Below are 19237 nucleotides of genomic sequence, written 5' to 3'. Positions count from 1 at the left end.
AGAGCTACGCCGATGAGCCTGCGGGCACGCATGACCGCTCCTGAGGAACAGGGCGGGGCACGGGAGGACGGCCACATGGTGGCCACCTACCGGGCCAAGCTGCTGGAGGAGATCGACCTCGCGGAGATGTCCTCGCTGGCCGCCGCCGACCGGCGGGCCCGGCTGGAACGCGTCCTCGGCCACATCATCAGCCGCGAGGGCCCGGTCCTCTCCACCGTCGAGCGCTCGCAGCTGATCCGCCGCGTCGTCGACGAGGCGCTCGGACTCGGCATCCTGGAACCGCTCCTGGAGGACGCGTCCATCACCGAGATCATGGTCAACGGCCCCGACCAGATCTTCGTCGAGCGCAACGGCAGGGTCGAACAGCTCCCGATGCGCTTCGGCTCCCACGAACAGCTGATGCAGACCATCGAGCGGATCGTGTCGACCGTCAACCGCCGCGTCGACGAGTCCAACCCGATGGTCGACGCCCGCCTGCCCAGCGGTGAACGTGTCAACGTGATCATCCCGCCGCTCTCGCTGACCGGCGCGACGCTCACCATCCGGCGGTTCCCCCGCTCCTTCACGCTCCAGGAGATGATCGGCTTCGGTTCGCTGGACGAACAGATGCTGGTCCTGCTCGCCGGACTGGTGCAGGCCAAACTCAACATCATCGTCTCCGGTGCCACCGGCACCGGCAAGACGACCCTCCTCAACGCGCTGTCCGGACTGATCCCGAACATCGAGCGCATCGTCACCATCGAGGACTCCGCCGAACTCCAGCTCCAGCAGAGCCACGTGATCCGGCTGGAGACCCGCCCGGCGAACGTCGAGGGCAAGGGCCAGATCACCATCCGCGACCTGGTCCGCAACTCGCTGCGTATGCGCCCCGACCGCATCGTCGTCGGTGAGGTCCGAGGCGGCGAGTCCCTCGACATGCTCCAGGCGATGTCCACCGGTCACGACGGTTCTCTGGCCACCGTCCACGCCAACAGCGCCGAGGACGCGCTGATGCGTCTCCAGACCCTCGCCTCGATGTCGGAGGTCGAGATCCCCTTCGAGGCGCTGCACGACCAGATCAACAGCGCCGTCGACGTGATCGTCCAGCTCACCCGGCACGCCGACGGCACCAGGAAGATCACCGAGATCGCCATGCTCGACTCGCACGGCCGCGACCCGTACCGCATCGTCACGGTCGCGCGGTTCAACGCACAGCCGATGGCCCCCGACGGCCGCATCTACGGCGACTTCCAGTACCTCCCGCTGCCCCGGAAGCTCGCCGAGCGCCTCTACCTGGCCAGTCAGCCCATCCCGCAGGCGTTCGGCGTCGCCCAGTCCGCCGAACAGCTCGCCACCCGAGAGGCCAACTAGGTACCGAGCCATGGACAACGTCAACCTCCCCCTGGTCACCGTCGGCGTCACGCTGCTGGCCTGCGTGCTCGGCGTGATCGGCCTGCACGCCTACTCCGGCGGCAAGGCCGACCGCGACGCCCTCGTCGACCGGCTCTCCCACGTCGGGCAGATCCCGGAGACGGGCCGCCCCCGCCGCTTCAAGGGTTTCGACCGCAGACTGCGCGCCACCGCGCTCGGCCGGAAACTGGAGCTGAAGCTCGCGGCGACCGGCATGGACATCACGCCCGGCGAGTTCTTCGTCTACGCGCTCGTCGCGATGGGGGGGCTCTGGATGATCGCCTCCTCCATGCTCGCCGCGTTCTTCGGCCCGGTCGCCGCCCTGATCGGCCTCTGGGGCACCAACGCGTTCCTCAACTGGCAGCGGGTCAAGCGCACCGAGCGCTTCATCAACCAGCTCCCCGAGCTCTCCCGGATCCTCGCCAACGCCACCCAGGCGGGCCTGGCCCTGCGTACCTCGCTGTCGATGGCGGCCGAGGAACTGGAGAACCCGGCCGGCGAGGAGCTGGCCCGGGTCGCCAGGCGGCTGGCCGTCGGCGAGCCCCTGGAGGACGCGCTCAGCGAGCTGACCGACCGCCTGCCGTCCCGCGAACTCGTCGTCCTCGTCACCACGTTGGTTCTCTCCAACCGGGCCGGCGGTACGGTCGTCAGCTCGCTGCGCAACCTCACCGAGACCCTGGAGGAGCGCAAGGAGACCCGCCGCGAGGTCAAGACCCAGCTCTCCCAGGTCACCGTGACCGCCTACGCGGTACCCCTCTTCGGGATCGGCGCGATGCTGCTGATGAACGCGGTCATGCCCGGCGCGCTGGACCGCATGACGGGGGCGCTCTTCGGCCAGGTGGCGGTGGTCGTGTCCATCGTCCTCTACGCCATCGGGTTCGTCGTCATCCGCCGCTTCTCCCGTATCGATGTCTGAGACCAGGAACCAGCCGATGTCCGAGACCAGGAACCAGGAAGAAAGGGGACGGACATGGACCTACTGCTAGCCCTGGTCGTCGGCCTCGCCGTCTACGGGGCCATCCACGGAATCCGGATGTACCGGGCCGACGCCAAACTCCCCGGCGACCTGGCCATCGCCCTGGAGTCCGGGGCCTCCCGCACCAGCGCCGTCGGCTCCGGCATCGACCGCCTCGGCATCCGCTGGGCCCCCATGGTGCTGCGGATGATGGGCCCCAAAGCCGTCAACAAGAAGCGCCGCCAGATCGACCTGGCGGGCAACCCCGGCGGCCTCACCCTCGACCGCTACGCGGCCCGCCGCGCTGTCTACGGCGCGCTGGGCGTCCTCGGCGCGTTCTCGATGCTCCTGCGCGGCCAGCTGTTCCTGGCCCTCCTGATGGTCGCCTTCGGCCTGTTCTGGGTGGAGGCCGGGATCTGGTCGGCGATCCGGGTCCGCCGTGAGCACATCGAGCGAACCCTGCCGGACTTCCTCGACGTCCTGGCCGTCGTCGTCTCGGCCGGGCTCGGCTTCCGGCAGGCGCTGGACCGGGTCGCGGAGAAGTACGAGGGCCCCTGGTCGGACGAACTGCGCATCACGCTCCGGCAGATGGACATGGGCGTCAGCCGCCGCCAGGCCTTCGAGGAACTACGCAGACGCAACGACTCCGAACAGGTCGCCATGTTCGTCACGACGCTCCAGCAGGGCGAGGAGCTGGGCGCGCCGATCGTCGAGACGCTCATCCAGATCGCCAACGACATGCGCCGCACCGACGCCCAGAACGCCCGCCGCAAGGCGGCCAGGGCGGTCCCCAAGGCCACGTTCGCGGTGACCACGTTCCTCCTCCCGGGCACGCTGCTCCTCCTCACTGTCGGATTCGTGTACGGAGCCGACGTCGACCTCACGTCCCTCACGGGCGGATGACATGAACGATGGGCCGGGTGGGGACGAAGCCCGTACGTTCCGGAACACCCGCTGAAGCGGCCGGCCGGCCTTGAGGAGCACGAGCGTTACGGAGCACGAGCGTTACGGGGAATGAGACGGAGGTGACAGGCACATGGCATTCCAGCTCAGCGGAGCCCAGCCCGGACTGACGGCGGAGCTGACCCGCGCCCACACCGGCACCCCGGCCCGCCCGGCCTTCGCCATCCAGGTCAACGCCCTCCAGGCGATGTGCCGCCAGGTCTTCGGCTTCCGCCTGGCGATGATCGCGATAGCGACCCCGTACGCCATCAGCCACACCGCTCCCGGCCTGCCCACCTGGTTCATCGGCTCGGCGATCCTGGTCACCTTCATGGGCTCGTACCTGCTGTTCCGGGACTGGGAGCGGTTCGGCCCGGTGCTCCTGCGGCACCCCTGGCTCCTGGCCGTCGACGTGTTCTTCGGCGCGCTGCTGCTGATCACGGCGACCCCAGAATCGACCCTCGCGTACGTCACCGTCTGCACCCCGCTGCTGGCCGGCCTGGTCCAGGGCTGGCGCGGTGCGGCCGTCTTCGCGGCGCTCCAGGTGGTCATCGTCTTCGGCGTGTACGCGAGCGTTCCGAAGCTGGAGCCGGGCGGGGCGCCGGCCCTGCTCCTGCCCGGCTTCTGCGTGATCGCCGGGGCGGTCGGGGTCACCCTGCGCAATCTCCTCCTGCGCTTCGGGACGGCCACTCAGGCGCTCACCGAGACCCGGGCGCGGCTGGCGGTGAACGAGGCGGTGGAGGGCGAACGCACCCGCCTGGCCAGGGAGATGCACGACTCGGTCGCCAAGACCCTGCACGGCCTGGCCCTGGCCGCCGACGGACTGGCGGGCTCGGCCGGCCGCATGGACCCGCCCACCGTGAAACTCCAGGCGGAGCTGGTCGCCCGTGCCGCCCGCCGGGCCGCCGCCGAATCCCGGGAACTGCTCACCGACCTGCGCCGGGAGCAGGGCCTGGAGGGCGGCGTCGACCTGGTCGCGGAACTGGCGGCCCAGGCCCGGGACTTCACCGACCGACACCCGGTCACGGCCACCTTCCGCCGCCTCGCCGAGGAGACCCCGGTCCCGCCCGTGCCGCAGGCGGTCGCGCGGCAGCTCCTCACCGTCGCCTCCGAGGCCCTGGAGAACGCCCACCGCCACGCGGGCCCTTCGTACCTGATCGTCCTCGCCGGCGTGAAGGGCGACATGCTCCGCATCAGCGTGTACGACGACGGGCGCGGCCTCCCCGCCGGAACGACGCTCGACACCCTCCGCAGGGCCGGCCACTTCGGCCTTGTCGGCATGGTGGAGCGGGCCGCCTCCATCGGGGCCCGTATCCGGATCGGCCGCGGAAACGCGGAGAAGGGCACGGAGGTGCGGGTGGAGCTCCCCCTGGCGGCGCTGACGGGCCCGGCCGCAGGGGAGAACACGCCGTCGTCCTCCCCGCCCGCCCCCGCGCCGCCGTTCGCGCCGCGGACCTCACCACCGCTCTCACCACCGCTCTCGCCGTCGCTCGCGCCCGAGAACGTCACGACCCCCCACCCATGACCCCGACCCTGAGAGGAGGTCGCAGCATGTCGGACGATGTCTCCCCCGTGCCGAACCGCAACGGGGCGTCGGCCCACCACCACGCCCCCCGGTACACGTCGTCGCACATCCCGCTCGCCCAGGCCCCCGGCCCCGCCGGACAGCCCGGGCACCAGCACACTGCGATCCAGCACCCGACCGTGCCGACGACGCCCCCCGCGTTCGGAGGGCCCACCGCGTCCCCCTTCCCGCCGGTTCCCGCGGTTCCCGAACCGGCCCGGCTCCGGGTGGTGGTCGCGGACGACAACCCGGTGGTCCGGGCGGGCCTGGGCGTCCTGCTCTCGGGCCGGGCCGACATCCAGGTCGTGGCAGAGGCGGCGGACGGCCGCGAGGCCTACGAGAGGACGCTCCAACACCGCCCCGACGTGGTCCTGCTCGACGTCCGGATGCCCGGCGTGGACGGCATCTCGGCCCTGCCGCACCTGGTCGGCCTCGCGCCCGTGCTGATGCTGACGTACAGCCGCGAGAGCGAGATCGTCCACGAGGCGCTGCGCCTGGGAGCGGGCGGCTACCTGGTGCACGGAGAGTTCACGGCGGACCAACTGGTCCGTGCGGTGCGCGACACGAAGGACGGCCGCGCGAACTTCACCGCCACGGCCGCCGACGCCCTGCTGGCGCACATGCGACTGGGATCGGCTCCGCCCCGGGGCCCCCTGCCGGAGGGACTCGGCTCGGCCCTGACGGCGGCGCCCCTCCCCGTGCACCCTGCGCCACGCCCCCTCGAAACTTCGGAAAGTCTTTCGCAACTGCAACCTTCTGTGGGACAGTCTTCTCTGTCCGGGGGGTCGGTGCCCATCCCCAACAGGCAGCAGTACAAGCTGAGTTCGCGGGAGGTGGAGGTCATGGACCTGATTGCGTCCGGAATGAGTAATCAGCAGATCGCCGCCACCTGCTTCATCAGTGAGAAGACGGTCAAGAACCACATCAACCGCATCTTCACGAAGCTCCACAGCACCACCCGCAGCGAGGCGATCGCCCACTGGCTCGGCACCGCGCCCCGGGACCCCGGGCGGCAGCCATGACCGAGCGATCGCGCGACGAGGGGACCCAGAGAGCCTTTTGGGCCCGGGAATGGGCCCACGGGCCCTCTGGGACGGCGCCGGTTCCCGCCTATGTTTTTCACGTCGCCAACGGCACCGGCCGGGAGGAAGCCGGTATCGAGGGCGGCACCGCAGGAACGTGCGAGTCGGCCGGCAATCGGTCGGCCGAACCCGGAGGGGAACACCATGTCGGACATCACCCTGAAGACCGCCGTCCGCGTCAACGGCTGGGCCAACACCGCCGTCAGCAGCATCCAGAAGCGCTACGCGGCGAAGGACCGGGGACAGACGGCGTTCGAGTACCTGGGCATCATCCTGGTGGTCGTGGCGATCATCGGTGCGGTCGCCGCCTCGGACATCGGGGGCAACATCTCGGATCGTATCGACGGGCTGGTTACCTCCATCACCAATGGCTGATGCGTATGCGTCAACGCGGCGATGAAGGGCAGGCCTTCCCCATCTACGTAGTGATGGTGGCGGGCCTGCTCTTCCTCGCGTTAGCCTTCTTCGCTGTCGGCAAGGCCTCGGCCTTGCGCAACGGTTCCCAGGGCGCGGCGGACGCCGCCGCGCTGGCCGCCGCCCAGCAGGCACGTGACGACTTCGGGACCGGGTTCTACGCCTCGCTTCCCGGCAACACCTTGGACATCTTCCTGGGTGCACCCTTCGTTCCGCCCTGCTCGGAGGCGGAGCGGCTGGCCAACGCCAACGAAGCCGACATGACCCTCTGCGTGCCCAGGTACGGCTACCTGCGGGACACGATCAAGGTCAAGGTCAAGGGCCGTGATCCGGTGGACTCGCCGGTGCTCCCCGGTTCGGAGAGCAAGTTCGCCGAGGCCGAGGCCACCGCGCTCATCGAGTTCCGCTGCCCCAACCCGAAGGCCATCGACGCCAACAGTGACGGCGTCCAGGACCTTTTCATCTTCACGTGCCGGAACGGCAAGATCCTCGAGATCGCGCCCGGCAGCCCTCCACCGTGGAAGAGCGTGAGCACGACTCTCTTTGATGTGCGGTTGGTTGACCAGTGACAGCGAAGCGAACGACGAGTAGAGGAATCGGACCATGAGCATGCGGCGGACCACGACGACCAGAAGGGCGATGGCGGCTGTCTCGATGACGGCTGCCCTGGCCCTTGCTCTCGCCGGCTGTGGCGACGACGGAGGCGAGGAGCCCGGCGACGAGGGCTCCAGCGCCCCGTCCGCCCCGGCCAGCCCTTCCGCGGAGGACAAGGGCGAGACGCAGCAGGAGGACACGGCTGCGGGCGAGAACGTGGACCCGGACGTGAAGCTCGCGGAGACGCGCGGGGCGGGGGGAACCGTCCTGGTCATCAACGAGGTCAAGCGGGACGCCGGCGGATTCCTTACCGTCCAGGGCAAAGTCTCCAATGAGGGTGACAGGAGGGCGGCAACCACCTCTTGGTCCGGTTCAGAGGTGAACATCGTCAACAAGAACCCCAACTCGGTTGCCGGAGCGACCCTGGTGGACAAGGCGGGCAAGAAGCGCTACTACGTGCTCCGTGACACAGATTCACGGTGCTTGTGCACCACGGCGATCACGCCCATTGCTCCCGGCAAGTCTGCTCAGATCTTCATGCAGTTCCCCGCCCCGCCGCAGGGCACGACCGAGGTCGACTTCACTCTCCCGACCTTCGCCACCACCTCGCTGAAGATTTCTGGGTGAGTGCGGCCATGAAGACCACCAAGCGCCCCCGGGCGGCCCACACCGTGGGGCAGGCCGTCGCGGTCGCCGTGCTGATCGCCGGCACCACGCTGCTCGGAGCCTCACCCTCGTACGCCGACGACGGGCCGAGCGTCCCGCCCGGGACGGAGGCGACGTCGGAGCCGCCCGTTCCCGTCGACCCGAACGACCCGGACCTGAAGATGCCGGAGGGCGGCACCCTCGCCCCCGGCCGGGTCCTGGACATCGTCCAGGTCGTGGAGGACCTCGGCGGCGAGGAACGCCGCGAGGACAGCAACGCCGACATCAAGTTCGCGCTCCAGGCCGAAGTCCTCTTCGGCAAGGACAGCGCGAAGCTCGGTTCGGCGGCCAACGCCCGTATCGCCGCGATCGCCGCCGAGATCAAGAAGCAGAACGCGACCAAGGTCCGCGTCTTCGGCTTCACCGACAACCTCGGCTCCTCGGCCCACGGCGACGTCCTGTCCAAGCAGCGCGCCGACGCCGTGCACGGGGTCCTGTCGAAGGAGCTCGGCGCCACGATCACGTACGAGATCCGGGGCTACGGCGAGCAGTACCCGATCGCCAGCAACAGCAACGAAGAGGGCCGCAAGAAGAACCGCCGCGTGGAGGTCTCCTTCCCGCGCGGCGCGGGGTCCTGACCTCCTCCGCACCCCACGGGAGACGGCCCGGCCCGGCACGCGACGACCATCGTGTGCCGGGCCGTTCGTCGTCACGGCGGACGGCCCGCCCGGAGGCCCGTCAGGGCCGTAAACCGGCCACATCCTCTCCGAGCCCGTCACCCGAACGGCGGACCGTCGTTTGCGTTGTGGATCAAACACATCCCCTACGGACAAGAACACGGTGGGTCCGTCGTGCGGTCGGGCCGGAACCAGGACCGGCGGCAGGTGCGGCGGGGCGCAACGCGCCGTGCGCCACGGGCACATGCGTCAACGGGGGTGCCGAGGTGCACGGACGAACAGGCGTCGAGGAAGGGTGGAAGGGGTGATGGGTGTGGAGGCCCACGCGACGAACGAGCGGGTGACGGGACGCACATGGACGGTGCGGCTGGACCCTGTCGGCCGCGGCCGTGCGGACGTACGCGTCTCGTGCAGCCGCCCGGCCTGCGCCGCGCAGGTGCTGCCCTCCGCGGCCGTCGGCCGTACGGCGGCGGTCGAGCACCTCAAGGCCCACCTGCGCGCGGGCCCGGCCCCCCGCCCGTCGGCGTACTGCGCCTGTCGGGCCGCGGAATGCCACACCCACATCCGCCCCGCCGGACCGCGTGAGCGCCCCACGCCCTGGAGGTGCGGCGGCGCGGTCGTCCTGGCCGTCGTCACGGACCGGGAAGGGCGCTGGTGGCAGGTGATGGAGTGCTGCTCGCGCTGCGCGGCCGCGCATCCCACCGCGAAGATCGCCGCCACCGCCCCGGCCCCCGACCGGACGGCCCCTGCCAGCGCCTCCCGGGCCGCGGCGGTCCCCGCGCCGACGGTGTCGGCCGTCGGCCCCCACTTCTCGCACACCGCTTCCGGGGCTTACGGGGCAGCCGCCCCGCACGAGGTGCCGGCTCCCCGGTCCGAGAGGCCCCCGAGGCCGGCACGGCAGCGCGCCCGGCGGGGGAGGATCGCGCAGCGTTTCGTCCCGCACGACCTGCGGCCCGTCGCGCTGCGGGACGAACTCACCGAACTCGGCGAGCTCTTCCGCGCCTACCAGCAGCGCCCCGAACCCGACCTCGCGATGCTCGCCGACCTCCACGCCCGCAAGGCGAAGGCCTTCAGCGCCTGGGCCGAAGTCACCGCCGACACCGGACTGCGCCTCGACGCTCAGCGAGCCGAACAGGCCGCCGCTACCGCCCGTCTCCAGCATCTGCACCGCATCGGTGAGGCCCCGGAAGGCGAAGGGCCCGCTGTGGCCCGGCTGCTGACCGCGCCCGCCCAGTGGGATCACGCACGGGCCGTCCTCGCCCACGTGGCCGACCACGCGCCCCTGCCGGGGCCGGAGGCCCGCCTGCTGGTGGTGATGCTGACGCTGCGCACCGCGCAGTCCGGTACCGGCAACCTCGTCGGGCAGGACCTCAAGGGGCTGCCCCTGCCGGAACCCGAACACCTGGTGGAGCAACTGCTGGAGTGCGGCTGGCTGAAAATCGCCGGTACGGTCGACGAACTGATCGCCTCCCGCCCGGAGAGCCCCACCCGCATCGACGTGCCTTCCCTCACGCCCGACGAGAGCGACCCGGGCCCGTTCACCTTCGGCAGGAAGATGCGCCCCAAGCTCAGCGGCTGGGCCCAGCGAGTCGTCGGCGAGAAGAAGCTCCGCAAGGGCAAGACCACGGCCGACGCCCGCCTGCTCGCCCTGGCCCTGGCCACCGGCGTCACGGCCGACGGACGACTGGGGCCCGAGGGCGAGGGCCTCGGCGTGGAAGCCCTCTCCTCCTGGTGCGCCATCGCCCCCGGCGACCTCCGGGAGGTGGTGGACCGGCTGACCGCGGCGGACTGGCTGACGGAGGCGGCCCTCACCGACACCGACACCGACACCGACACCGACACCGACACCGTCCTCACAGGTCGGCTGACCGAACGCGTGCTCCCCCTCACCTGCCCGCTTCCCTGAGAAGCGGACGCCGAGGCGGAAGCGGAAGAGGGGACGCGGCCCGGAGCTTCGGCCCCTCCGATGTCCCCGCACCGCGTTCCGCTGAATCATTGCCAGAGCCACACCCGCCCGGAGATCATCCGGGCATGACATCAGAGACGATCACCGCCGCCGCCTCGGGCACCTGGACCCTGGGCGACCTCGTGGTCAACCGGATCGGGTTCGGGACGATGCGGTTGCCGCAGCAAGGCGAAGCGTTCGACGTCGACGCGGTGCCGGACGACCGGGACCGTGCGATACGGGTGCTGCGCCGAACCCGCGAACTCGGCGTGAACCACCTCGACACCGCCGCGTTCTACTTCTCGCGACTCCGCTCCGCCAACGAGCTGATCAACAGCGCGCTCGCCCCTTACCCCGACGACCTGGTCATCACCACCAAGGTCGGACCGTGCCGCGACTCATCGGGCGAGTGGCAGACCCACGCAACGCCGGGACAACTGCGCGGACAGGTGGAGGAGAACCTCCGGCAGCTCGGCCGCGACCTCCTCGACGTCGTGAACCTGCGTGTCGTGGGGACCGATTCGGTCGCCGAGCGGTTCGGGGCGCTGGCCGAACTGCGCGAGTCCGGGCTGATCCGTCACCTCGGCCTCTCCAACGTCGGCCCCGCCCAGCTCGCCGAAGCCCGCGCCATCGCACCGGTGGTCTGCGTGCAGAACAAGTACGGGCTCGGATCCCCGCCGGACCAGGACGCGTTTCTGCGGGCCTGCGGTGAGCAGGGGATCGCCTTCGTGCCCTTCTACTCCATCGCGGGCGCCGGCCGCGAGGCGGGCGCCTCCCCGGACGCCGACGGCGATGCGCTGCTCACCGTCGCCCGCGCGCACGGCGCGAGCACGGCGCAGATCCGGCTGGCCTGGTCGCTCCACCGCGGACCCCACGTGCTCGCCATCCCCGGCACCAGCAACCCGGACCACCTGGACGCCAACGTGGCCGCCGGCGCCCTGCGGCTGTCCGACGACGAACTGACCGCCCTGGAAGCCGTCCACCGGAACGGAGGCACGGGCTGACCGCCCCCGATCGACGGGCCCCCGCACCCCCTACGACACCCCGAGCTGCCCCGCCAGATCCGCCAGGCCCTCCGCGTACAGGTCGAACCGGTCCGAGGAGGAGGGCGGGTCGCCGACCGGGCGGGCCACATAGGCCGTGCGCAGGCCCAGCGCCTGCGCGCCGCGCAGGTCCCAGGCGTGGGCGGCGACCATCAGCAGGCGCTCCGGCGGCGCCCCGGAGCCGGTGACGGCCAGCCGGTAGACCGCCGGGTCCGGCTTGTAGGTGCGGGCGTCCTCGGCGGACAGCGCCTGGTGCCAACGCAGTCCGGCGTGGGCGTTCAGGCCCAGCAGCGCCGTCCGGCTCGCGTTGGAGAGGCCGATCAGCGGGAAGCGCCCGGCGATCCGGGCGAGCCCCGCCACGGTGTCGGGCCACGGCGGGAGGCGGCGGGCCGACCGGGCGAGCGCCTCCACCGCTGCCGGGTCCTGGACCCCGGCGGCCTCCGCGACGAGCCCGGCGGCCTCCCGGTCGAGGAGATCGCTGGGCAGGTAGGGCCGGTCGCCGTCGAGGACCCGGCGCTGCTCGCGCTCGATGTGCCGCTGCCACAGCAGCAGGAGCCGCTCGGTCCCGGCGGCGTCGGGGGCGTCGGGGGACGGGTCGGGCGCGCGGACGCCGGTGCGGAGTCCGGCAAGTTCGTCGACGGGCGCACGGATGCCGGTGCGGAGCCCGGCAGGTTCGTCGGCGGGCGCGCGGATGCCGGTGCGGGGTCCGGCAGGTTCATCGGCGGGCGCGCGGATGCCGGTGCGGAGTCCGGCAGGTTCATCGGCGGGCGCGCGGATGCCGGTGCGGAGTCCGGCAGGTTCGTCGAGAAGCGCGCGGATGCCGGCGCGGAGTCCGGCAGGTTCGTCGACGAGCGTGCCGAGTACGTCGAACACGACGGCGTCGATCTTCAGCTCTGCCATGGTGAGGGTCTCCTCCAAGGTGGGCGGCGGACCGAACAACACCACAAGCGCCGCATCCCATCCCCTACTTGACCGTGATCGACCCCACGAACGCGTCCAGGTCCTCCGCGTCGACCGCGTCCTTCACCGCGTTCAGGCGCACCACGAACGGAACGCCCTTGGAGTCCACGCCCGCGACCAGGACCCCGGTCATCGGGGTTCCCACGTTCGGGGTGTCGTCCTGGCCGTCCGCCGTGAAGTCGTAGTCGATCCGGCGGGCTTCGCGGGCCTCGCGCGCGTCGTCCGGGCCCGCCAGGCGGACGTCCTCCGTCGCCCTGCGGGTCGCGTTCATGCCGATGCCGGCGCCCGCCGCCGCTGCGGCCCCGGCCGCGTCGCTCACCCCGGTGGCGAAGTCCAGCTGGACCGAGACCATGCCGGTCCGGATGCCGTCCTTCTCCTGGAGTGCCACGGCCGCGTTGGCCTTGGCGCGCTCGCCCGCCGGCTGCTCCGCGTACCCCTCGCTCTCCGGATAGCCGACGCTCAGGCTGCCGGTGTCGTCGCTCTCGCCGGTGTACCGCAGGGAGCTGGACAGCCCGTCCTCGAACATCAGCTGCTGGAACGGGTCGTTGCCCTCCGGGCGGTTCTCCATGCCGTGGTCGCCGAAGAGGTACTCGAACGGGGCGGTGTTGTTCCCTGAGCCGTCCAGCCACTGTTCGGCGACGCCCCGCTCGGCCTCCGTGTCCGCGTCCGTGTCCTTGCCGAAGATGATCGAGTTCGTCACCACGTCGATGCCGGTGTCGCCCGAGGAGTCCGACGCGCTGCCCTTGCCGCCGCGCTTGTCCTGGCCGCTCTCGCCGTTGTCGCCGCCGACCTCGACCTTTCCGGAGGTCGAACCGCTCTCCACCGTCTGCGTCATGTCGATGCGGACGATCTTCCCGGTCTTCTGGTCGCGGGTGACGGTGATGGCGCCGGTGCGGTTCTGCTTGCCGCCGACGGTCCCCTTGACCGGGCCCACGTTTCCGCCGGCTTTGCCCTCCAGTTCGAGCTTGGCGGTGTACGTGTACGACTCGTTGCCGTTCACGTCGTCCCTGGTGATCGTCACCTCGGGCGAGAACTTCGCCTTGCCGCCCAGCTTCGCGCCGAGTTCTCCCTCGTCGCCGCCCTTCACGGAGAGGCCGCCGTCCGCGTAGGCGTTGAGGCCGACGGTCGAGTAGGAGATCTTCTTGTCGCCGATCTTCCTCTCGATCTCCTCCTTCTTCTCCGCCCACTTCATCGCGGAGTACCAGCCGCCGCCGTAGCCGCCGCTGTGCTTGGTGGAGGTCTCCCACATCTTCATTTCCTCGATGTCGTCCCGCATCTTCCGCGCCTCCTCCTCGCTCGCGAAGATCCAGGTGTCACCGTTGGTGATCTTGATGCCGCCGCCGATGTCGACGTCCGCCTTGCCGAGGCTCCCGAGCTTGACGCCCGGGGTGCCGGCGGTGGCCCCGGCGGACGCGGCGTCGGTGAACGTCATCGAGACGACCTTGTCCCTCCCGTCGACCGTGCCGTCGCCGTTCACATCGGTGCGCGCCTGCGAGACCTTCTGCTGGAAGCCGTACTCCTCGCCCCACTCGAACCAGCCGATCTTGACCTTGCCGCCCGCCGTGTCCGAGATGCTGGAGACCTGGCACATCTTGGGCTCGTAGTCGGCGTCCGTCCTCGGCTTCGCCTCGGGGTCCTGGCCGCCGGTGGAGCACGAGCCGCCGCCACCGGCCAGCGAGCTGATCGCGCACCGCAGGCGCTCCCCGATCTTTCCGCCGACCCCGGCCATCGCCATCGCGCCGATCAGCATGGTGACGAGGACGACGAGGCCCAGGTACTCCATCGCGGTCGCGCCGCCGTCCCGCCAGTTGTACGTGTAGCGGGGCGTCTCCGGGATGCGGGTGGCGCGCTCCTCCAGGAGCCGGTCGACGGCCACCCCCGACGCCGCACCGGCCGCCAGCGAGACGCCGGGCATGAGGACGCCCTCGATGCCGACGACGTCCCCGGCGACGGCGAAGCCGTACAGCAGCCCGGCCGGCGGTACGGCGAGGGCGGCGAGCAGGTACAGGACGCGGGAGGACTCGCGGTACTCCTCGGGGAGAATCCGGGCCGAGGCCAGGACCGTCAGGAGCGTCACGACGAGGGCGGGCAGATGGAGCAGGGCCAGCCGCCAGCCGAAGGACTCCAGACGCTCCTCCGTGCCCAGCAGATCGACCAGGACCCGGCTCATGACGAACCCGAGGGCGAGATAGACGAGGCCGCCGGTCACCCAGCTCCGGGTCAACGCGAAGAAGCGGCTGCCCCGGACGTGGCGTGGGGCGCCGTACCCCGCGAGGTCGTGGCGCCCCGACGGTATGTGGCCCGCGCTCCGGTCTCCCCAGCCCCCGCCACCGCTCACGGTGCACCTCTCCTCGACCCGCGCGTGTTGCCCGACGGCTGAGAGCGTACGGCCGAGAATCTGCCCCGGCTCGGGCCCCCGGCCCCAAACCCGGGCCCAAGTGCACGGTGCGGGAGCTGTGTTGCGGCGTGGCGCGCCGGCCGTTCCGCTTGGGGCCGCCCGTGGGCCCGTGGGCCCACGCCGCCCCGGCCGCGGCTCAGTACGCTCGGATGTGCCGGTGGTCGCCGACCACGACGCCGCGAAGAACCGCGATGGGGGTGGGGCGTCGATGGATGCCGGATTCTTCTACTCGTACCACCTGGGCTGGACCCGGCTGGACGCCCGGACCCTGCTGGGCGACCTGGAGGCCGAAGGGCTCCGCCCGACGCACCCGGTGTCCGGCCGCACCGTGCTCGTCAGTCTCGACTCCGCGTCCCTGGGCGCCCGTTCGCCCGTCACCCGCGAGCAGTTGCTGTCCATCGCCGGACTCCAGCGGCTCCGCGAGGTCGGATTCCGGTTGTGGACCGACGGGGGCCTCGACCTCCTGGTGCGCATCCGGCAGGCCCGGGCCGGCGTCGTCGCCGTGGAGTTCTCCGTGGGGGAGCTGCCCGAGCCGGAGCGGGAACACGCGGTGAGCGCCATCAGGCGGACCGTCGGACGGGCCTCCGTGCTCTGCATCGGCTTCGTCGTCGACCGGAGCGGGGCGACCGCCGCCACCGACTGGGACGGCGTCGTCATCGAGGGCGACGCGCACCTCCACTCCTGGCCGGACACCGTCGCCGTACGGGACGAGACCGCCGCCCGCCACCCGCAGCTGGCCGTCATGGACGGGATCGAGATGTCGCCGTGGAAGGTGTACGGGAACGAGGTGCTCGGCGTCTGAGCCGGGCCGCCGCGCACCCCCGGACACTCCCCGGGCCCCGGCCCCCGGTGCGGAGGGATGCCCGCCGCCGACGTCATAATCGGCCGTATGTCCGATCACCAGCTCCGCACCCGGCCGCCCGCCGGTCCGGCCCCGGGCCCCCGCACCCCCGGGTCCCGGGCCGCCGCCGCGCTCCGGGCCGCCGCGCCCGCGCTCGCGGTCTACGCCGGCGCCCGGGCCCTGGGGCTCCTGGCCTTCTGGGCAGCCGCGGCCGCCGCCGGGAAGGACCCCCTGGGGCCGCTCAGCGGACGCTGGGACTCCGTCTGGTACCAGCGCATCGCCGAGAACGGCTACCGCTACACCGCCACCCTCCCGGACGGCTCCGTCCACTCCGACCTGGCGTTCTTCCCCCTGCTCCCGGCCCTGGAGCGGTCCCTCTCCGAGGTGACCCCGCTCACCCTCGGCGGCGCCGGACTCCTGGTCGCCTGGACGGCCGGGCTGCTCGCCGCCTGGGGCATCTACGCCGTCGGCGCCCAGCTGCACGGACGGCGTACGGGTGTGGTGCTGGCCGCCCTGTGGGGGGTGTACCCGACGGCGTTCGTCCAATCGATGGCGTACACCGAGACCCTGTTCACCGCGCTCGCCGCCTGGGCGCTGTACGCCGTCCTCAAGGGCCGCTGGATCGTGGCCGGCGCGCTCTGCGTCCTGGCGGGGCTCACCCGGCCCACGGCGGCGGCGCTCATCGCGGCCCTGGCGATCACCGCGGCCGTCACCCTCGTACGGGAGTACCGCGACGAGCGCCGCGCCGGCCCGGTGCTGCGCCGCAACGCCCGGATGATCGCGGGCGTGGCGCTCGCACCGCTGGGCTGGCTGGCGTACGTGGTGTTCGTGGCCGTCCGCGAAGGCAGCCCGTTCGCCTACTTCGACGTCCAGGCGCAGTGGGGCAACAACATCGACGGCGGCCGCGCGCTCGCCGCCTTCATCGCCGGCCTCCCGTGGCCCGCCGCCCTCGGCCTCTGCGCGGCGCTCGGGCTGCTGGCGTGGCTGGTGGTGCTGTGCGTACGGCAGCGGCAGCCGCTCCCGGTGCTCGTCTACGCCCTCACGATCGTCGTCATCTCGCTGATCGGCGCCGGGTACTTCGGCTCCCGGCCGCGCCTGATGATGCCCGCGTTCCCCCTGCTGCTCCCGCCCGCCGTCGCCCTGCTGCGGCTGCGCACGACCGGGCGTACGGCCGCCGTCCTCACCGTCCTGGCCTGCGCGTCCGCCGCCTACGGGGCCTGGACCCTGCTGGGCGCGGGCCCGCCGTAGCCCGGCCCCAGCGGCCTCGCGCCGCGTTCTCAGGCTCCGGAACCCGACGCCCCGGGCGCCCCCGAGGCGGGGGCCGTCGCTCTCAGCTCCACCCGTACGCCCGGCCGCACCCCCCACCGCTCCATCGCCCCGGCCTCGGCCTCCACCACGTGCCGGGCCCGGAGCCGGGGCAGACCGAGGCGGCCGGGCCTCATCGTGCGGACGGCCAGGACCGTGAACTTCCGGTCCAGGTACGCCACATCGATGGGGAACCGCATCCGGAAGGTGTGCACGCTCCCGCACGGGGTGAGCATCATCGCCCCCTCGATCCCGTCCCGCCCGAGCAGTCCCTTGGTACGGGCCCGGTACGAGGCCGCTATCCGCAGCGGCACCTCCCGGGCCCCGGAGTCCGTGCCGACCGTGAGCGTCCCGTCGCCATCGCGCCATGTCCTCATGGGCACCGACCGTAGCCCCCGGCGGACCCGCCCGGGCCCGATACGGCCGCGCTTGGGTCCCCGGACCCAAGACCCCTGTTCCCACGGCCCATTAGGGTCGTTCCGTGGACGCCGTGCTGCTCGCCCTCGCCGCGGTCTGGGGTGCCGTCACCGGACTGCTGATCCCGCGTGCCGCCTACCGTTTCGCCGTCGAGCCGGAGGAGCGCTGGCGTACGGCGTGCCCCGCGGGGCATCCGCTCACCGGCCCGGTCCGGGGCTGGCTGGGACCGGCCCGGTGCGCGCCCTGCGCCGCCGCCCCGGGAACGCCGGCCGCGCCCGGGGCCCACACCGGCACGGGCCCCGAGACCGGCCTGCCGGGCGACGGCCGACCGGGCACCGGTCCCGGGGCCGCCCCCGCCGAAGCGAGCCGCGATACCGGACCCCCCGCCTCCGCCGAAGCGAGCCGCGATACCGGACCCCCCGCCTCCGCCGAAGCGAGCCGCGATACCGGGCCCCCCGCCTCCGCCGAAGCGAGCCGCGATACCGGGCCCCCCGGCTCCGCCGAGGCGAGCCGCGACACGGGAGCCGCCACTCCCGCCCCGTCCGCCGCTTACGCCCCCGGTGTCCTCGCCCCCCTGGTCACCGTGGTCGCCTGTGTCGCGCTCGCCGCCGCCACCGGGGCCAGGCCCGAGCTCATCGGATGGCTGGCGCTGACCCCCGTCGCCGTGCTCCTGGCCGTCGTCGACCGGCGGGTCCACCGGCTGCCCGACCCGCTGACCCTGCCCCTGGCGGCCGCAGCCGTCCTGCTGCTCGGCGGCGCCGCACTGCTCCCCGGGCACGCGGGGTCCTGGACCTCCGGCCTGCTGGGCGGCCTGGCCCTCGGCGGCTTCTACTTCCTGCTCTTCCTGATCAACCCGAACGGCATGGGCTTCGGCGATGTGAAGCTCGCCCTCGCCCTGGGCGTGGCCCTCGGCTGGTACGGCTGGACCGTGCTGTTCGTGGGCGGGTTCGCCGGGTTCCTGTTCGGGGCGGCGTACGGACTCGCCCTGGTGCTCCTGCGCCGGGCGGGGCGCAGGACCGGCATCCCGTTCGGCCCGTTCATGATCGGCGGGGCGCTGACCGGCCTGCTGCTGGGGGCCCTGGCCGGGTGAGAACGGGGCCCCTCGTGCGGGCGCCCGCACGGGCGCGGAATCCGTTCGCGTGCTCCGGGTCCGCCTGACACGATTCCCGTATGCCCGAACCATCCGAACCCGTCCCCGGCCCTGCCCCCGCTGCCGTCCCCGCCCCCCTCCCCTTCGACTCCCCGGCCTCCCGCGACCGGTTCGAGGCCCTCGTCGCCGAGGCCGACGCCGTGTCCGTGGACGGCTGGGACTTCTCCTGGCTGGAGGGCCGGGCCACCGAGGAGCGCCCATCCTGGGGGTACGCCCGCGCGATGGCCGACCGCCTCGGCCGGGCCCACGCCGCGCTCGACCTCCAGACCGGGGGCGGCGAGGTCCTGGCCGCCGCGCCGAAGCTCCCGCCGGTCACCGTGGCCACGGAGGCCTGGCCGCCCAACATCGCCCGCGCCACCGCCCTCCTGCACCCGCTCGGGGCGGTCGTCGTCGCCGACGCGGACGAGCCGCCGCTGCCCTTCGGGGACGCCGCCTTCGACCTCGTGGTCAGCCGCCATCCGGTCACCACGTGGTGGGAGGAGATCGCGCGGGTCCTCGCCCCCGGCGGCACGTACTTCTCGCAGCAGGTCGGCCCGGCCAGCGTCTTCGAACTCGTCGAGTACTTCCTCGGCCCCCAGCCGCCCGAGGTCCGCCGCGGCCGGCACCCGGAGGACGCGCGAGCCGCCGCGACGGCGGCCGGACTCGACGTGGTGGACCTGCGCTCCGAGACCCTGCGCACCGAGTTCCACGACATCGGCGCGGTGGTCTACTTCCTGCGCAAGGTTATCTGGATGGTCCCCGGCTTCACCGTCGAGCGGTACCGGCCCCAACTGGCCGCACTGCACCGGCAGATCGAGGCGGAAGGACCGTTCCGCGCCCGCACCGCCCGCTTCCTGATCGAGGCCCGCAAGCCCCGGTGACGGCGGCCGGGACCGGGTCGCCGGTCAACCCGCCTACCCCGTACGCCAGTTCAGCC

General features: G+C 72.3%; 18 protein-coding genes. 15 read left to right on the top strand and 3 right to left on the bottom strand.

Features of this window, described 5'->3' with window-relative positions; translation table 11 throughout:
• Positions 1-12: 12 nt before the first annotated feature.
• From ACIQRW_RS03085 to ACIQRW_RS03035, 11 genes are all read left to right on the top strand, one after another.
• Positions 13-1350: a CpaF family protein gene (locus ACIQRW_RS03085; protein WP_403753603.1), complete on the top strand. Its 1338-nt coding sequence runs from the start codon at positions 13-15 to the stop codon at positions 1348-1350.
• 10 nt (positions 1351-1360) lie between these two features.
• Positions 1361-2305 (top strand): type II secretion system F family protein, encoded by a 945-nt coding sequence (locus ACIQRW_RS03080; protein WP_403753600.1) that lies wholly within the window; start codon positions 1361-1363, stop codon positions 2303-2305.
• Positions 2306-2359: 54 nt separating this feature from the next.
• Positions 2360-3247, top strand: a complete 888-nt coding sequence (locus ACIQRW_RS03075) for a DUF5936 domain-containing protein (RefSeq protein ID WP_403753597.1) — start codon at positions 2360-2362, stop codon at positions 3245-3247.
• A 133-nt stretch (positions 3248-3380) separates the two neighbouring features.
• Positions 3381-4811 carry a histidine kinase gene (locus ACIQRW_RS03070; RefSeq protein ID WP_403753594.1) on the top strand — a complete coding sequence of 477 codons (1431 nt, stop codon included), beginning with the start codon at positions 3381-3383 and terminating at the stop codon, positions 4809-4811.
• Between the two features lie 26 nt (positions 4812-4837).
• Positions 4838-5872 (top strand): response regulator, encoded by a 1035-nt coding sequence (locus ACIQRW_RS03065; protein WP_403753591.1) that lies wholly within the window; start codon positions 4838-4840, stop codon positions 5870-5872.
• Positions 5873-6076: 204 nt separating this feature from the next.
• Positions 6077-6307 (top strand): Flp family type IVb pilin, encoded by a 231-nt coding sequence (locus ACIQRW_RS03060; RefSeq protein WP_403753589.1) that lies wholly within the window; start codon positions 6077-6079, stop codon positions 6305-6307.
• A complete protein-coding gene (locus ACIQRW_RS03055; protein ID WP_403753586.1) occupies positions 6307-6915 on the top strand; it encodes a pilus assembly protein TadG-related protein in 609 nt (202 codons plus the stop codon). The genes ACIQRW_RS03060 and ACIQRW_RS03055 overlap by 1 nt, the downstream gene beginning before the upstream one ends.
• A gap of 34 nt (positions 6916-6949) precedes the next feature.
• Positions 6950-7567, top strand: coding sequence for a hypothetical protein (locus tag ACIQRW_RS03050; protein WP_403753583.1), 618 nt, complete (start codon positions 6950-6952; stop codon positions 7565-7567).
• 8 nt (positions 7568-7575) lie between these two features.
• On the top strand, positions 7576-8223 hold the full coding sequence (locus ACIQRW_RS03045) for an OmpA family protein (protein ID WP_403753580.1): 648 nt from the start codon (positions 7576-7578) through the stop codon (positions 8221-8223).
• Between the two features lie 346 nt (positions 8224-8569).
• Positions 8570-10168 (top strand): hypothetical protein, encoded by a 1599-nt coding sequence (locus ACIQRW_RS03040; RefSeq protein ID WP_403753577.1) that lies wholly within the window; start codon positions 8570-8572, stop codon positions 10166-10168.
• Positions 10169-10293: 125 nt separating this feature from the next.
• The gene (locus ACIQRW_RS03035; protein ID WP_403753574.1) at positions 10294-11211 is read left to right on the top strand and encodes an aldo/keto reductase; all 918 of its coding nucleotides are present in this window, start codon (positions 10294-10296) and stop codon (positions 11209-11211) included.
• Positions 11212-11241: 30 nt separating this feature from the next.
• On the opposite strand, the gene ACIQRW_RS03030 is transcribed toward ACIQRW_RS03035, so the two are convergent.
• Complete coding sequence (locus ACIQRW_RS03030; protein WP_403753571.1) at positions 11242-12150, bottom strand: haloacid dehalogenase type II; 909 nt, start codon at positions 12148-12150, stop codon at positions 11242-11244.
• A 64-nt stretch (positions 12151-12214) separates the two neighbouring features.
• On the bottom strand, positions 12215-14548 hold the full coding sequence (locus ACIQRW_RS03025; protein WP_403753568.1) for a hypothetical protein: 2334 nt from the start codon (positions 14546-14548) through the stop codon (positions 12215-12217).
• 268 nt (positions 14549-14816) lie between these two features.
• Here ACIQRW_RS03025 and ACIQRW_RS03020 point away from each other — a divergent pair, with 268 nt between their 5' ends.
• A complete protein-coding gene (locus ACIQRW_RS03020; RefSeq protein ID WP_403754388.1) occupies positions 14817-15410 on the top strand; it encodes a hypothetical protein in 594 nt (197 codons plus the stop codon).
• Between the two features lie 87 nt (positions 15411-15497).
• The gene (locus tag ACIQRW_RS03015) at positions 15498-16697 is read left to right on the top strand and encodes a hypothetical protein (protein ID WP_403753565.1); all 1200 of its coding nucleotides are present in this window, start codon (positions 15498-15500) and stop codon (positions 16695-16697) included.
• A gap of 29 nt (positions 16698-16726) precedes the next feature.
• On the opposite strand, the gene ACIQRW_RS03010 is transcribed toward ACIQRW_RS03015, so the two are convergent.
• Positions 16727-17131, bottom strand: a complete 405-nt coding sequence (locus ACIQRW_RS03010) for a DUF192 domain-containing protein (protein WP_403753562.1) — start codon at positions 17129-17131, stop codon at positions 16727-16729.
• Between the two features lie 104 nt (positions 17132-17235).
• Here ACIQRW_RS03010 and ACIQRW_RS03005 point away from each other — a divergent pair, with 104 nt between their 5' ends.
• Both ACIQRW_RS03005 and ACIQRW_RS03000 read left to right on the top strand, forming a co-directional pair.
• A complete protein-coding gene (locus ACIQRW_RS03005; protein WP_403753559.1) occupies positions 17236-18261 on the top strand; it encodes a prepilin peptidase in 1026 nt (341 codons plus the stop codon).
• An 80-nt stretch (positions 18262-18341) separates the two neighbouring features.
• The gene (locus ACIQRW_RS03000) at positions 18342-19181 is read left to right on the top strand and encodes a class I SAM-dependent methyltransferase (RefSeq protein WP_403753556.1); all 840 of its coding nucleotides are present in this window, start codon (positions 18342-18344) and stop codon (positions 19179-19181) included.
• Positions 19182-19237: the final 56 nt, after the last annotated feature.

The organism is Streptomyces sp. NPDC091287 (assembly GCF_044768525.1).
Lineage (GTDB): Bacteria > Actinomycetota > Actinomycetes > Streptomycetales > Streptomycetaceae > Streptomyces.
The sequence above is the reverse complement of the archived record's forward strand: the minus strand, read 5'-3'. Positions and strand labels throughout refer to the sequence as shown.